Genomic DNA, 14,597 nt, shown 5'->3' on the forward strand with positions numbered 1-14,597 from the left:
TGACCGTGAGCCTTGATCCGGCTGGTGGCGTCGAGCAGCGCCCGTCCGATTCTCCGTACGTGGAGCGGGTTTACCGGGCCGGGACGGAGGCCGTCGCGATGCCGGCGCGGATGCGGTCCATCGCGAACTCGAACTGGGAGCTCGTGGTGTGGCGTGACCGGGGTGAGACGCATGTGGCGGTGCGCGGCCCCGAGACGAGTCCCACGGTGCTGGACCTGGAACCCGGCGAGGGTGAAACGGTCGGGATCATCTTCTCGCACGGTGCGTTCCTGGCGCCGCTGCCGGTGCCGAAACTGGTCGACACCGCCGTGACGAGCCCGCACACCACGGCTCGCTCGTTCGTCCTGCAGGGCGAGGAGTGGGAAACGCCCTCTTACGACAACGCCGACGTCTTCGTGGATCGGCTGGTCCGTGCCGGATTGCTGATGCGTGACCCGCTGGTCACCGACGTTCTTCGCGGCGACGCGGCCACGTTGGTCACGCCGAGGTCGGTGCAGCGGCGGGTGGCCGCGGCCACGGGGCTGACCCAGGGCGCGATCCGCCAGATCGAGCGGGCACGGCAGGCCGTGATGCTGCTGGGGCAGGGGATACCCGCGATCGAGGTCGTGCAGCTGGCCGGGTACCACGACCAGCCGCACCTGGCGCGCTCCCTGACCCGGTTCACCGGCTGCACGGCCTCCCGGCTGCGGCGGGCCGACGGCGACGAGATGTTGTCGCTTCTGTACAAGACCGACGTCATGGTCCGCCCGTAGTTTCGTGGTGACGCCGGGAGCGCCCGGCACACGAGACATCCTGGAGGGCTTGTCATGGCGATCACCCAGATCTACGTCAACCTGCCGGTCACCGACCTGGAAGCGAGCACGAAGGTCTACCTGGCGATGGGCGGAACGGTCAATCCCGATTTCAGCGGGGACACCTCCGTCCAGGTGGCGTTCGCCGACACGATCCTGGTGCAGCTGATGACCCGCGAGACGTTCGCGACGTTCACCAAGCGGTCCACATCGGACGGCCCGATCGAGGTGATCAACGCGCTGGCCGCCGGATCCCGCGAAGAAGTGGACCGGCTCGCCGAAGCGGCCCTGGCCGCCGGTGCCACCGAGCCCCGCGCGGCACAGGACATGGGCTGGCTGTACAACCGGGCGATCGACGACCCGGACGGCCACTCCTGGGAGCTGCTGGCTTACGACCCCGGCGCCCTGTGACGGACCGCACGGGACGCCCCGTTGACCTCCAGCCGGGTCGAGGTCCGACCATGAGGCCATGACTCTCGAAGCTGACGAAATGCTCCTGTTCCGGAACACCATGCGGATCACCGACGGCCATCTGGAGGAGTTCACCGCCGCCGTCCGGGACGCCATCGACTTCGTGGAGCGCAACGCGCCGCAGGTGATGGTGCAGACGTTCGTGGACGCCGACCGGATGCTGGCCTACAGCTACCAGATGTACGCCGATTCCGACGCCGTCCTCGAACACTGGCGGGTTTCCGAGAACCACATCAACGCCGTGTCGGCGCACTGCACGGTGGTGGACTTCCAGGTGCACGGCTCGCCGGACGAACGGGTGCTGGCGGGGATGCGCGAGATGATCGACGACGGCACCGCCGTCGTCACGCCCCGGATCGCGGGGTTCGTCCGCCCCCTGGCCTGAAGCCTTCCAGTACGGTGACACGGCGACGAAGAGGGGAAACGGGGGCACCGTGGCGGGAACGGCTCGTCGATGACACCCGCTGACGCGGCCATCCCGCCGACGCTGCTGAGCGCGGTCGTGGCGATCGGCAGGCGGGTCGGGCTCCCGGTCCCGGCCTGGTTCTCGGGGACCGGGCTCGAACCCGGTCTCCTCGACGACGTCGATGTCCGCGTGTCGTTGGAGCAAGCCAGGACGGTGCTCCGCAGGGCCGTCGCGGCGATGCCCGGCCGTCCTCTCGGCCTCGAGGTCGGAGCTCGCGACGCGTTGCTGTCCTTCGGCTTCGTCGGCGTGGCGATGAGATCGTCCGCGACCGTCGGCGACGCGTTCCGGGTGGTCGACGAACTGCACCGGGCTTCCGGCAGCCTCGCCGACTTCACCGCGGAGGGCTGGGACGGCGACGAGATCGAACTGTATCTCCGGGAGCGTTGGCCGGACCCCGTCCTGCTGCCGTTCCTCGCCGAGGAGGCGTTCGCCAGCACCATCGCGTTCCTGCGCTCCGTCCTCGGTGAGACCTGGACACCCACCCGGGTGTTCCTCTCCTACCGCCCGCCGGCCCATGCCGCCCGATACCAGCGGTTCTTCCGTTGCCCGGTGCACTTCGACGCCGACGCCGACCGGCTGGTGATCGGTTCCGACGTCTTGCGAGTGCCGATCCCCACTCATCACGAACCGACGCTGCGGACGGCTCTCGCGGTGTGCCGGAGCCTGATCGCGCCGGAGCGGACCAGGCCCGGAGTCGTCGCCGCGGTGGAAGGACTGCTGAAGGCGCACCTCCACCGCCCGCTCACCATGGCCGACATCGCCGCGCAGATGCACATCAGCGAACGCACCTTGCGACGGCAGCTCGCCGAGGCGGGCGAGAGTTTCGCCGCCGTCCGAGACCGTGTCCGCGAGCGGCACGCGACCGCGCTGCTCAGGCATTCCACCCTGGCGATCTCGGCCGTGGCCGCCGAAGTCGGCTTCAGCGATGGACGCGAGTTCCGCCGTGCTTACCGGCGTTGGACCGGCCGGGCACCCCTTGCCGCCCGCACCTCGGGCGACGGATGTCCGGCCGGCGAGACCTGACCACCGAGGTCAACCGGCCTGGCACAGCCGATCCTCCGCGCTTGACGGCAGCGCGGTGGCGCCGTCCGCCAGACGCGTGCGGGCACGGTGGAGTCGCTTCTCGACGGGGACGGTCTTCGTCGCTTTGGGCAGCCCCATGGCGGGCGTCCCGACGAACATGCTTTCGGCACGCTCGACGACGAAGGTCTCGTGCCAGACTCCCACCGCCTCCGGGTGTTTCCTCGCCATCGCGTTGAACCTCGTCCATGCCGGCCGGTGGCTCAGCGACCCGGCGGACGCGTAGGCGTAGAGCTTGTCGGCCGACGACCAGTACTGCACGGCGAACGGCCCTCTGCGGTTGAACAGGAACTCGTAGCCGAGCAGTCCGGAGTCCGGGTCTTCGGCGAGTTCGCGCATCATCGCCGGCATGGCGAGGAAGACCGGAAGCCAGAGATCGGGCCGCCACCACCGGTTGAACGTCATGCCGATGTGGAACACCACCAGCTCCCCGTCGTACTGATGTGTGACCCTGCCGGGGGTGATCTTCATCGGTTCTCCTTCGCCGGACCGTCGATTCCTTCCGGTGCCCAGTTCACCGCGCGGAGGGTCTTCGTGCGGAGGGCATCGACGGCCACCACGGGGGGCGAACCGGACACGTTCCGCATCGCGTCGAGACGTCATCGCGTGTAGAGGCGATGCATGAGCAGCTCGAGCGGGCCGCGGTCGAACCGCCGGAGCCACAGGGCGGCGAAGGCGACGTTCACCAGCCCCACGAAGGCCCAGAGGCCGACGATCCACCATGGACGGACGTCCGCGAAACGTTCGGCGAGGCCGAGACCCCAGCCGTAGCACAGGGCGCCGGCCAGCAGGTTCTGGAGGACGTAACAGGAGAGCGCGGTGCGGCCGACCGCGATCAGTCCACTTCGGACAGCCCCGGGCCGCTCGCGCATCCGGAGGCTGAGATGGGTGACCAGGGCGAGCAGGCCCAGGGCGACGAGCGGGGGCAAGAGGTACCGGTCGACGAGCAGCCAGTCCGGGCCACTGAACCCGGTCAGCACGTTCAACGGCAGGCCGACGGCGAAGCCGAGCACGAGCAGGCGCGAGCGGAGCCGCGCTCCCTTGTCGGTGTCGCCGAAAACGCCTGCCCTGCGGAGGCGGGAACCGAGCAGGAACAGGACGACGGCGGAGGGCACGATCAGCACGATCTCCGCTCGCAGCAAGAAGAACTCGTTCAGCCGGGCGGCGACCTGGGCGGGCCAGCTCGCCGTCTCGGAGGGGTCGACCGGGACGGGTTCTCCGGCGGCCTCCGGGGTGGCGACGAGCAACGCGGTCGCGGCGAGCACCAGCGTCACGTACACGCCACCCACCACGACGACGACGTTCCGCACGACCCGATCGCTCCGGCCGACGAGGTACGCCACGAGCAGCGAGGTGAGCCCGTAGGCCATCAGGACGTCGCCTTCGAACACGAGCAGGAAATGCGCGACCCCTTCCAGGAACAGGATTCCCGCCCGGAGCGGGTACCTGCCGGGCCAGGGAGCGCCGCGCCGGCGGGCGGACTGGTACTGCAATTCCAGGCCGACGCCGAACAGGATCGTCAGCAGCGCGAGGAATTTGCCGTTGGTCAGCACGCGTAAGCCGACTTCGGCCCGCTCCGCGAAGGTCGTCGCGGTGCCGACGAAGTCCTGGAAGAAACCGGCCGGCCCGCCGGGATGCGCGAACAGGAACACGTTCGTGCCGAACGTGCCGAGTATCGCCACGCCTCGGAGCAGGTCCAGGGAGGAGATCCGGCCGCCACGGGATTGCCGCGCGGCGGCGACTGCCGACGTTTGGTGACTCATGGTATCGAGCCTGTCACCGCACGCGGCCGCCTACCTCCGTCGTTGGGACGACCCGGCACCGTCACTTCGTAGCACGCCCGATCGGTGATGCGCTTGCCGTTGCACGCACCGCGTGCATAATGGCGGACAGGCCATGCGAAGACGAATCCGGCGTGACGCCGGGAGGGGAGCGGAAGAGATGACCGACGAGATCGCCGCCGGGCTACGGCCGCCGGAGCCGGACTTTTCGACGATCACGACCGAGGAGCTGATCGCCTATCGTGAAGCGGAAAACCGGGCACGGGCGTCGAAGGCGGCCCGGGCGTTCCTCGGGGAACCGGACGACAGCGCCCTGATCGACTGGCGGATGATCGCGTTGCCCGGCCGCGATCTGCCGGTCCGGGTGTACCGCCCGGCCGTCGGCGGCGACGTCGCCCTGCCTCTCGTGGTCCACGTCCACGGAGGTTGCTTCGTCGGCACCGCGGTGCAATGCGATTGGCCCAACAGCATCCTCGCCGCGCGGCTGCCCGCGGTGGTGGTTTCGGTCGAGCATCGTCTGGCCGCGCCGGGCATTGCGCTCCCGGACGCGGCGGGCGACGGCTGGGACACGCTCGTGCACGTGGTGCGCCACGCCGGGGAATGGGGTGTCGACCCGGAACGGGTGGCCGTGGTCGGCGAGAGCTACGGAGGGCTGATCAGCGCGCTCACCGCCGTCCGGTCCAGGGAAGCCGGGCCGCGGCTCAGGGCGCAGGTGCTGGTCAATCCGGCGGTCGACGTGACCGAGTCGATGTACGACTATCCCTCGATCGCCGAGTACGCCTACCGCCCGACCCGGGCACTGCCTCAACTCCAGCTCGTCCAACGGCTTTCGGCTCCGCCGGGAGTCGACGCCCGCGAGTGGTCGCCCGTCCGCTTCGACGACTTGAGTGGGCTCCCGCCGGCGCTCGTGGTGGTGCCCACCCGTGACGCGCTCGCCGACCACGGCCGCCGCTACGCGCAACGGCTGCGTGAAGCCGGGACCGAGGTCCGGCTTTCGGAATATCCGGGAGCGCGGCACGGATTCCTGACGCTGCCCGGGGTGGAGCCGCAGGCCGCGGCCGCTCAGGCGGAGATATCCGAATTCCTGCGCGAGGCGCTCGCTTCGACCTCGATCTGATCGAGGTGCGCGGCGAGGATGTCCGCGTAGGCGTCCCGGCGGTCGGTGCCGAGCGGGCGGATCTCGCGGGCGAAATGGGCCACCGCGGGGAACTGCTCCGGGTCGGCCCCGAGCACGGCGACCCGGAACGATTCCAGGCCGTGCTCGCGATCCTCCGTGGCGAGGGTGCTGATCCCGCCGTCGGCGGAGATCAGCGCGGTCACGAGAACCGCGATCCGGTGGCAGTGGACGGGAAGGCGCTCGTCGGGCAGGCCCGACGAGCGCAACGCCTGGAGAAGCGCTTCCAGTACGGCGCGCGATCCGCTGCCGCCCGAGGCGTAGCGCCCCCAGACGGTGGCGATCTGGGGCCGGCGGGCGAAGACGTCGCGGAGCCGGAACGCGATGTCGGTGACGCACTTTTTCCAGTCGCCTTCGGGGCTGTAGCCCTCCATGGCGGTGAGGAGGGCGCGGTCCGCGACGGCGCGCAGGAGTTCGGCCTTGTTCCGGAAATGCCGGTACAGACTGGAGGAATCGGTGCCGAGCACCGCGGCGAGCTTGCGCACGCTGAACGCCTCCGCGTCGCCGCCCTCCAGGAGTTTGCCTGCCGCGTCGAGGATGTCGTCGCTGGTCCAGCGCCGTCGGCCTGTCATCACCGGTACTTCTTCCTGTCGCCGTCAGTGGCACAGTCTACGATCGCACGCGCCGGGTGCAACGCCGTCGGCTCGGATAAGGGGTGATCGACCATGGACGACTCCTACCGCCTGGAAGCGGGCTCGCCGCCGGTCGACGACTACCTGCGGTTGCGCCGCGAGGCGGGGCTCAGCGAACCGCCTCGGGAACAGGCCGAACGTGGGGTCGGCGGTGCCTGGGCCTCGGTCAAGGTGATCCACCGGCCCACCGGTGAGACGGTCGGGATGGGCCGGGTGATCAGCGACGGCGGGTGGTACTTCCACATCGTCGACATGGCGGTCCTCCCCGCGCATCAGCGGCGCGGTATCGGGGACGCCGTCCTCGCGGCTCTGCTCGCCGAGATCGACGCCGCGGCTCCGGGCGCGTACGTCAATCTGCTCGGCGACCCGCCCGGCTGGCGGCTGTACAAACGGCACGGGTTCGTCGAGACCGCTCCCGGGACCGTCGGTATGCGGCGGGTGCTCGACTCCTGAGGTAGGCCGCCGGGTCTCGTGGCCGGTGTCGCGAAAGCCACTTTCGAGACCTCTGATGTCCCGAAAGTGGCTTTCGCGACGCGGCCGCCTAGCCGGCGCCCAGCACCCGCTCGACGAAAGCCCCGGCCGCCAACAGTTTCCGGTCTTCGCCTGCCGGACCGTCGAGGGCCAGTCCGGCGGGCAGGCCGTCGCGGTCGCGCCCCATCGGGACGGTCAATCCCGGGAAGCCCGCGATACTGCCGGGCTGGCAGTTGCGGATGAAGGTCGGGAAGGTCGGGACCGCGCGCCCGCGGTGGACGAATTCCTCGACGGCCGAGAAATCCCGGGCCGTCGCGGGGGTGGTGGGGAAGGCCAGCGCGTCGATCCCGTTGTCCGCGAAGATCTTCGCGTACGTGTCGCGCAACGCGGAGCGGTTGGCGAGGGCCGCCTCGTAGACGCCCGGCCCGACACCCGGTACGACCGCCTCGGCGAAGATCGCCCGGACGTCGGCGGCGGCGACCTCGGCGACGAGGCGCTCGAACGAGACGTCGGGCACGTATTCGGCGAGATAGGACCGGAGCGCGACGCCCGCTTCGTGGATCACCAGCGGCATTCCCTGGTCGGCGACGAGTTCGGCGAGGGGCGTGTCGTCGATCGGCACCAGGTCGGCACCCGCCGAACGCAGGCGGGCGAGCGCGGCGTCCCACAGTTCTTCGACCTCTTCGGCCAGATCGCCGGTCAAGAAGCCGTGCGGAACGCCCAGCCGGATCGGTGAGCGCTCGACCAACGGTTCCGGCTCCTCGCCCGCGAGCACCGCGTCGAGAAGGGCGAGATCGGCGACCGTGCGGGCGATCGGCCCGGCCGTGTCCCGGGTGGTGCTCAACGGGGTCATGCCGCCGGACGGATAGCGGCCCGAGGTCGGCCGGAAACCGCAAACGCCGTTGAGCGCGGCGGGAACCCGCACCGAACCTCCGGTGTCGGTCGCCAGGCCCGCCGGAACGATGCCCGCCGCGACGGCGACCGCGGTCCCGCCGCTGCTGCCCCCGGCGAACCGGGACGGGTCGCGGGCGTTGCGCACCGGGCCGAGCGGGGTCGTGTCGCAGGTGATGCCGAACGCGAGTTCGTGCATGGCCGCCTTGCCGACGATCACGGCGCCCGCGTCGGCCAGGCGCCGGACCACCTCCGCGTGCTCGCGCGGAACGTGGTGCGCCAGCGCCGGGGTGCCCGCGGTGTTCGGCATGCCGGCGACGTGGATGTTGTCCTTGACCACCAACGGGATACCGCTGAGCGGACCGCTCGTCCCCGGTGCGCCGTCCTCCGGCGCGAGATGGCTGATCGCGTTCAGATGCCGGACTTCTTCCGCGCGCGAACGGCTTTCCGAAGCGCTCCAAGGCCCACTCACGGTTGCCAGCTTAGCGTGACAAGTGCCACACTCAACGAAAAAGACAATCGTTTTCATTAAGCTGCGGCGCGCCACCTTCCCACGAGAAAGGTCGATCGTTCATGAGCTCCGGTCCCTCGCTGCACATTCTCACGCGCTCGGATCTGCACAACCTCGAACTCACCCCGGACGAGGCGATCACCATGGTCGAAGACGGCTACCTGGCCTACGCGTCGGGAGCCTCGCGGAACCCGGCGAAGCTGATGGTGCCGATGCCGGATCCCGCGCGGGACGCCGTCGCGTACTCGATGCTCGGCTACGACGGCTCCCTCGAACAGGCCGCGTTCAAGACGAGTTACCGCCAGGGCAGCACGTCGGCCGAGAAGTACTACACGACGATCACCCTGTACGACGACACCACGGGCATGCCGTTCGCGCTCATGGACTGCCACCGCGTCGGCGCCACCCGCACGCCCGCCAGCACCGCGCTGATCGCGCGGTCCTGTGCCCGGCCCGGCGCGCGATCCGCGCTCATGGTCGGCACCGGCGCGCAAGGGATCCGGACGCTGCCGTACCTGCTCACCGCGTTGCCGGAACTGGAGCGGCTGCGGTTGTTCGGCACGCATCCCGACGGCCTGCGCGACAGCGTCGCCGCGGTGAAGGAACGGTTCCCCGACCGCGAGGTCGAACTCGTCGACGACGTGGAGGCCGCGGCGCGCGAGGCCGACATCGTGGTCGCGGCGTCGGGCCGCGCGGCCCACCCGAAGATCCGGCTCGGCTGGCTGCCGCCGGGCGGGCTGCTGATCTCGGTCGCCAGCAAGGGGGTCCAGGAGGGCACGCTCGCCGAAGCGGACTACACCGTGGCCACCAGCGGCGCGCAGGTCGAGGTGACCGGACAGCGGATGGCGGGCCCGGACGGCGTGTTCCGGATCGACGCCGAACTGCCGGAGATCCTCGCCGGTCGCGCGCCCGGCCGCCGCGGCGACGAAGACCGGGTGTTCGCCTTCAGCAGCGGCATGATCATCACCGACATCCCGGTGGCGCACGCGCTGGCCGCCCGCGCCATCGCGGCGGGCCGCGGCCGCGAGGTGGCCCTGTGGACCTGATCGACACCCTTTCCCCGCCCCTGCCCGCGCTCGAACGCCCTTGGGCACCGCGATTACGTGACTCGGAGACCCTGTGGGAGATCGCGCGCGCCGTCGGTGGCGGGCCGTTCCACGTGATCCATCCGGCGACTTTCGCCGGGAACCTCGAAGGAATGGTCGCGGCGCTCGCCGCCGAGCGCGTCGAAGGTACCGTCTACTACGGAAAGAAGGCCAACAAAGCGGCGGCGTGGCTGCGGGAATGCGTCCGGCCCGGCACGGGCGTCGACGTCGCGAGCGTGCCCGAACTGGTGCACGCCCTCGGAAACGGTCTGCGCGGCGAATCGATCGGGGTCACCGGCGCCGCCAAACCGGACGGCCTCCTCTGGCTCGCCCTGCGGCACCGCTGCCTGCTCGCGGTGGACGCGGCCGACGAGCTGGAACGCGTCGCGCGCATGGCCGCCGAGCTCGGGGAGACGGCCCAGGTGCTGCTGCGGGTGCGGCCGCCGTCCGCGCCGGAGAGCCGGTTCGGCTTCGCTCCCGACGCCTTGAAAACGGCTGTGCGGCAGTGCGCCGAATCGGTCGTCCTGCGCGGTTTCTCGTTCCATCTCGACGGTTACGATCCCGTGCCGCGGGCGGAACTGGCCGCGTACCTGATCGATCTGTGCCAGGACGCCCGCGCGTTCGGGCAGCCCGCGTCGAAGATCAGCATCGGTGGCGGGATCGCGGTGTCCTATGTGGACGCCGGGGACTGGGCGCGGTTCGAGTCCGGCAGGAACGACGGCTGGTTCCACGCCGGCCGCAATCCGTCGAAGACCTATCCGTACCACCAGGCGCCGGCCGGGGCGGCCATGGTGACGGCGATCCTGCGCCACGAGATCGCCGGGAAACCGCTCGCGGAGCGGCTGCGCGCGGCCGGGATCGAGCTGCTGCTCGAACCGGGGCGTGCCCTCGTCGACGGCGCCGGGTTCTCGGTCTTCCCGGTGCTGGGCTGCAAACCGGCCGAAGGCCACCTGATCACCACGGTCGCCGGTCTGTCCATGAGCCTGTCCGAACAGTGGAAGGGCAGCGAGTTCCTGCCCGATCCGGTTCTCGTACGCCGGGAAGCCACGGACGGTGGGCCGGTGCGCACCGTCGTCGCCGGTTCGAGCTGCATGGAGTACGACGTGCTGACCTGGCGCGCGGTGGAGCTGCCCGCCCGGCCGAGGACCGGCGATCTGCTCGTGTACCCCAACACGGCCGGCTACCAGATGGACAAGAACGAGAGCGGCTTCCATCAGCTTCCCCTTCCCCCGAAGGTGGTGACCGACGGCGACCGCTGGCACGTCGACACCGACTACCCGATCCAGGAGATCCGATGACGATCGTCCAGCGCGCGTCCGAGCTGATCGGGAACACGCCGCTGCTGGAGCTCGCGCGCACCGGCACCGGGACGCGCCTCCTGCTCAAACTCGACCACCTCAACCCGACCGGCTCGTGCAAGGTGCGCATGGCCAGGCAGATGATCGACGAGGCGGAACTCGAAGGGCGGCTGCGGCCGGGCGGGCATATCGTCGAACCCACCTCCGGCAACACCGGCAACGGGCTCGCCCTGGTGGCGCTGGAACGCGGCTACCGGTTCACGGCCGTGGTCGACCACCACGCCGCCAAGGAGAAGCTCCGGATGCTGCGCGCCCTCGGCGCGGAACTGGTGTTCGTCGAGAACCCGCCGGACGGCGGGGTCGGCTCGGTCCAGCGGCGGCTCGTCGCGGCCCGGATCGCCGCGGAAAACGGGGCCTACCATCCCGATCAGCACAACCATCCCGGCAATGGCAACGGGTACGCCGGGCTGGCGCGGGAACTCATCGGCCAGCTCGGCGACGTCGACGTGCTCGTCGCGGCGATCGGCACCGGCGGCTCCCTGTGCGGGACGGCGCGTTCCCTGCGCGCGGCGGGGGCGGGCACCCGCGCGGTCGCGGTCGAACCCGTCGGCTCGATCATCTTCGGCGGCGCTCCGGGGATCTACCACCAGACCGGGGCGGGCAGCCCGGCCGGTTTCCCGGTCGGGGACAACGTCGACCGGTCGGTGATCGACGAAGCCCACCGGGTGTCCGACAGCGACGCCTTCGCCGGGGCCCGCGTCGTCGCCAGGCGCACGGGCGTCCTGGTCGGCGGGACCACCGGCGGCGCGATCCACGTCGCGCTCCGGCGGCTCTACGCGTATCCGGCCGGAAGCGTCGTCGTGGTGCTGTGCAACGACGCGGGGGAGAAGTACCTCGACTCGGTCTACGACGACGAATGGCTGCGGGCCAGGGGAGTGCTCGACGAACTGGCCCACCGCCGGATGGAGCGCTGGTTCGCCACCTACGCCGCGTCCGTGCGCGCGGCCACCCGCGACCGGACGGCTCGCCCGGCGCCGGTGGCGGTGGGCGTATGAGCACGGCGGTGGAGACCCGCGGCTACCGCGCGCTCGTCGCGCTGGCCGCGCCGATCGCGGGGATCCAGCTGGCGCAGGTGGCGCTCACCAGCGTCGACCTGGCCATGCTCGGGCTGCTCGGCGTGACCGCGGTGGCGGCGGGCGGGCTGGCGATCCTGCTCTACAACCAGATCCGCACCATGTGCGTCGGCATGGTCACCGGCGTCGGGAACCTCGTGGCCACGGCGGCCGGGGCGGGGGAACTCCGCACCGGCACCGGGGAACTCGACGAGCGGGCGCGGGACGAGATCCGGTCGCTCCTGCGGTCCGCGCTGCTCGTCGCGACGCTGACCGCGGCGGCGGGCGCGGCCGTCCTTTGTGGACTGGCGGCCGCGTTGCCGTTGCTCGGGCAGAAACCGGAGATCGTGTCGCTCGCCAGGGCGATGATGTTCGCGCTGGCGGGCGGGCTGTTCCCCATGGTGTGGCTGAACGTGGTGCGCCAGTTCGCCGTCGGGCTGCGGCGTCCGGGTTCGCTCCTCGCCGTGACACTGGTGTCGATCGCGGTCAACGCCGCCCTCAACGCGGCCTTCATCTACGGCTGGGCGGGGTTGCCGGAGCTGGGCGTCGCCGGGATCGGGCTGGCGACGACGCTGGTCCAGTTCTTCACACTCGCCGTGTTCGCCTCGGCCGTCCGGCGGGATCCCTCGCTGCGCCCCATGGTGTCGCTCGCGCTCTGGCGCGCGGATCCGGTGGTGGTCCGGCGGATCGTCCGGCACGGGACGCCGATCTGTTTCACCTACGGGTCGGAGGCCGCGATCACCTCGATCGCGACCATGCTGATGGGCGCCTTCGGCCCGGCGATGCTCGCCGCGTCGAACGTCGCGAACCAGCTCGCGTACATCGTCTACCAGGCGAACATCGGGCTGTCGCAGGGATCGTCCATTCTGGTCAGTCGCGCGGTCGCCCACGGCGATCACGGGCGGGCGCCGGTGATCGCCCGCCAGGCGTTCACCCTCTCCTGGTCGCTGATGGCGGTGGTGAGCCTGGCGTACCTGGTGGTGCCGGAAGCGCTGTTGTGGCCGTTCCTGCACGACGAGGCCGACACGGTGGTGCTCGGCACGGCGTCGGCACTGCTGGTGTTCGCCATCGCGCAGCAGTACAGCAAGGGAACCCAGAACATCCTCGTCGGTTTGCTGCGCGGCCTCGGCGACACCGTTTCCGGGCTCCGCTGCACCCTCGTCGGTTACTGGGCGGTGGGTGTGCCCGCGATGTTCTTGTGCGCCTACGTGTTCGGCTGGGGCGGCTGGGGTGTCTGGACCGGGCTGTGCCTCGGTTTCGCGGCGACGGCGGCGCTGCTCGCACGGCGGTTCGCCGCTCACGGGCCTGGTTCGGCGCGGTAGCGGTCGATCCGGTGGAGCAGATCGCGGGAGGCGGGGTCGGTCGCGTGCCCGCGCAGGAGCGCCGCCAGCGGCCCGAGCCGGTCCTTGGTGCGGATGGAACCGAGGCCGCGTGCCAGGTCCAGCGCTTCGGAGCCGGTGCGGACGGCTTCGTCGAAATCGCCTTGGAGCGCGTGGTTCTGCGCGAGCATGATCAAGGTGAGCGCCAGGCTGCGGGACATTTCCGCGCCGTAGCCGTCGACGGCGTCGCGTAGCCGCGCGATCGCCTCGTCGCTGTGGCGTGAGGCGACCGTCCTGGCCAGTTCGGTCAGGACGGTCCCTCGCATCGCGGCCATGTCCGTGGTGCCGAAGAAGGCTTCCCATGGGTGCGCGGGTGCCCAGGTTTCCGCGCTCTCGAACTGGCATTCCGCCCGCGCGAGGCACGCGAGGGTGGCGCGTTCGTCGCCGGTCTTGGCCAGTGCCCACGCCTCGTTGACGGTCAGGATCGCCCGCGCCCGCCGGGATCCGGACCGCTCGGCCGCGGCCTGGCCGTGCCGGAGCTGGCTCAGCCCGTCCTCGAGGTCGTCGTGGTGCAGGGCCAGCCTGCCGAGGCGGTACCGGATGTTGGCGACGAGATTGTCGTTCCCCGCTTCGGCGGCGAGGCCGAGCGCGCGGTCGAACCGGATCCGCGCCGGGATCCGGCGGCCGATGTCGAATTCCGTCCAGCCGAGCAGATTGTGCAGATCGGCGAGCACGGTCAGCAGCCGCGGGCGCAGCGCGCCGGGCACCGAACCCCAATTGAGCAGCAGGCTGACCGATTTCACGACGTGCACCGCGTCGTGGGAAAAGGCGCCGCCCTGCCGGTAGTCCAGCGCGCGCAGGACGTCGACGGCGTTTTCGAGACATTCGACGTCGGTGGTGCCGATGCGACCCGGCGGTCCGCCTTTTCCGGTCGTTGTCATGAACTCACCTCACGCAAGTCATGGCCTTCCTCCGGCTACCCGGAGCCGCCCCCTCCGAAACCGGCCGTCACTCCTCGGGGGGCCTTGATTTGACCGGTTCCAAAGACGCTCTTAGGGTCCATGGTGATGTCCGACTTCGAGGCACAGCTGCGAGCGGTTTCGCTGCGCGTGACTCGGCCCCGGCTGGCCGTGCTCGCGGCGCTGCGCGATCATCCGCACGTCGACACCGAAACGGTGATAGCGCTGGTGCGGGCCGACCTGCCCACGGTCTCCCACCAGGCGGTCTACGACGTGTTGCGGGCGCTCACCGAAACCGGGCTGATCCGGCGTATCCAGCCGGCGGGCGCGCTCGCCCGCTACGAGACCCGGGTGGGGGACAACCACCACCATGTCGTCTGCCGGTCCTGCGGTGCGATCGCGGACGTCGACTGCGCCGTCGGCCATGCCCCCTGTCTCACCGCCTCGGGCGATCACGGGTTCGTGATCGACGAGGCGGAGGTCGTCTACTGGGGCCTGTGCCCCGGTTGCGCGGCCGAACCCGTCCAGCGATGAAATCGCCTGCCCGGAAGGAAAG

The 14,597-nt window shown here is 70.6% G+C and carries 16 protein-coding genes; 11 read left to right on the forward strand and 5 right to left on the reverse strand.

What is annotated here, in order from left to right:
• Positions 1–5: 5 nt before the first annotated feature.
• The 4 genes from NQK81_RS35640 (at position 6) to NQK81_RS35655 (ending at position 2,751) form a co-directional block, all read left to right on the forward strand.
• On the forward strand, positions 6–752 hold the full coding sequence (locus NQK81_RS35640) for a helix-turn-helix domain-containing protein (RefSeq protein ID WP_257484994.1): 747 nt from the start codon (positions 6–8) through the stop codon (positions 750–752).
• Positions 753–806: 54 nt separating this feature from the next.
• Complete coding sequence (locus tag NQK81_RS35645) at positions 807–1,202, forward strand: VOC family protein (RefSeq protein WP_126734444.1); 396 nt, start codon at positions 807–809, stop codon at positions 1,200–1,202.
• 58 nt (positions 1,203–1,260) lie between these two features.
• Complete coding sequence (locus NQK81_RS35650) at positions 1,261–1,647, forward strand: hypothetical protein (RefSeq protein ID WP_126734443.1); 387 nt, start codon at positions 1,261–1,263, stop codon at positions 1,645–1,647.
• Positions 1,648–1,716: 69 nt separating this feature from the next.
• Complete coding sequence (locus NQK81_RS35655; protein ID WP_257484995.1) at positions 1,717–2,751, forward strand: AraC family transcriptional regulator; 1,035 nt, start codon at positions 1,717–1,719, stop codon at positions 2,749–2,751.
• Between the two features lie 9 nt (positions 2,752–2,760).
• Here NQK81_RS35655 and NQK81_RS35660 read toward each other — a convergent pair whose 3' ends face one another.
• Both NQK81_RS35660 and NQK81_RS35665 read right to left on the reverse strand, forming a co-directional pair.
• Positions 2,761–3,279, reverse strand: a complete 519-nt coding sequence (locus NQK81_RS35660; protein ID WP_257484996.1) for a DUF4188 domain-containing protein — start codon at positions 3,277–3,279, stop codon at positions 2,761–2,763.
• Positions 3,280–3,407: 128 nt separating this feature from the next.
• Positions 3,408–4,571 carry a DUF418 domain-containing protein gene (locus tag NQK81_RS35665; protein ID WP_257484997.1) on the reverse strand — a complete coding sequence of 388 codons (1,164 nt, stop codon included), beginning with the start codon at positions 4,569–4,571 and terminating at the stop codon, positions 3,408–3,410.
• Between the two features lie 178 nt (positions 4,572–4,749).
• On the opposite strand from NQK81_RS35665, the gene NQK81_RS35670 reads away from it, so the two are divergent.
• On the forward strand, positions 4,750–5,706 hold the full coding sequence (locus NQK81_RS35670) for an alpha/beta hydrolase (protein ID WP_257484998.1): 957 nt from the start codon (positions 4,750–4,752) through the stop codon (positions 5,704–5,706).
• On the opposite strand, the gene NQK81_RS35675 is transcribed toward NQK81_RS35670, so the two are convergent.
• Positions 5,652–6,335: a TetR/AcrR family transcriptional regulator gene (locus NQK81_RS35675; protein WP_192742850.1), complete on the reverse strand. Its 684-nt coding sequence runs from the start codon at positions 6,333–6,335 to the stop codon at positions 5,652–5,654. The genes NQK81_RS35670 and NQK81_RS35675 overlap by 55 nt on opposite strands.
• Before the next feature lie 93 nt (positions 6,336–6,428).
• Here NQK81_RS35675 and NQK81_RS35680 point away from each other — a divergent pair, with 93 nt between their 5' ends.
• Positions 6,429–6,848, forward strand: coding sequence for a GNAT family N-acetyltransferase (locus NQK81_RS35680; RefSeq protein WP_126734437.1), 420 nt, complete (start codon positions 6,429–6,431; stop codon positions 6,846–6,848).
• 88 nt (positions 6,849–6,936) lie between these two features.
• Here NQK81_RS35680 and NQK81_RS35685 read toward each other — a convergent pair whose 3' ends face one another.
• The gene (locus tag NQK81_RS35685; RefSeq protein WP_257484999.1) at positions 6,937–8,229 is read right to left on the reverse strand and encodes an amidase family protein; all 1,293 of its coding nucleotides are present in this window, start codon (positions 8,227–8,229) and stop codon (positions 6,937–6,939) included.
• A 101-nt stretch (positions 8,230–8,330) separates the two neighbouring features.
• Here NQK81_RS35685 and NQK81_RS35690 point away from each other — a divergent pair, with 101 nt between their 5' ends.
• The 4 genes from NQK81_RS35690 to NQK81_RS35705 are packed head-to-tail and all read left to right on the forward strand — an operon-like array spanning position 8,331 to position 13,085.
• Positions 8,331–9,314 carry an ornithine cyclodeaminase gene (locus NQK81_RS35690; protein WP_126734435.1) on the forward strand — a complete coding sequence of 328 codons (984 nt, stop codon included), beginning with the start codon at positions 8,331–8,333 and terminating at the stop codon, positions 9,312–9,314.
• Complete coding sequence (locus tag NQK81_RS35695; RefSeq protein ID WP_257485000.1) at positions 9,305–10,651, forward strand: type III PLP-dependent enzyme domain-containing protein; 1,347 nt, start codon at positions 9,305–9,307, stop codon at positions 10,649–10,651. The genes NQK81_RS35690 and NQK81_RS35695 overlap by 10 nt, the downstream gene beginning before the upstream one ends.
• On the forward strand, positions 10,648–11,706 hold the full coding sequence (locus NQK81_RS35700) for a PLP-dependent cysteine synthase family protein (RefSeq protein ID WP_126734433.1): 1,059 nt from the start codon (positions 10,648–10,650) through the stop codon (positions 11,704–11,706). The genes NQK81_RS35695 and NQK81_RS35700 overlap by 4 nt, the downstream gene beginning before the upstream one ends.
• Positions 11,703–13,085, forward strand: a complete 1,383-nt coding sequence (locus NQK81_RS35705; protein WP_257485001.1) for an MATE family efflux transporter — start codon at positions 11,703–11,705, stop codon at positions 13,083–13,085. Before NQK81_RS35700 ends, NQK81_RS35705 begins: the two co-directional genes overlap by 4 nt.
• Here the strand turns inward: NQK81_RS35705 and NQK81_RS35710 are convergent.
• A complete protein-coding gene (locus NQK81_RS35710) occupies positions 13,061–14,023 on the reverse strand; it encodes an NsdA family TPR-like regulatory protein (protein WP_257485002.1) in 963 nt (320 codons plus the stop codon). The two genes, NQK81_RS35705 and NQK81_RS35710, sit on opposite strands and share 25 nt — an antisense overlap.
• Positions 14,024–14,149: 126 nt before the next feature.
• Here NQK81_RS35710 and NQK81_RS35715 point away from each other — a divergent pair, with 126 nt between their 5' ends.
• A complete protein-coding gene (locus NQK81_RS35715; protein ID WP_126734430.1) occupies positions 14,150–14,575 on the forward strand; it encodes a Fur family transcriptional regulator in 426 nt (141 codons plus the stop codon).
• Positions 14,576–14,597: the final 22 nt, after the last annotated feature.

Origin of the sequence: Amycolatopsis roodepoortensis (genome assembly GCF_024628825.1) — a bacterium.
In the GTDB taxonomy this organism is placed as follows: Bacteria; Actinomycetota; Actinomycetes; order Mycobacteriales; family Pseudonocardiaceae; genus Amycolatopsis; species Amycolatopsis roodepoortensis.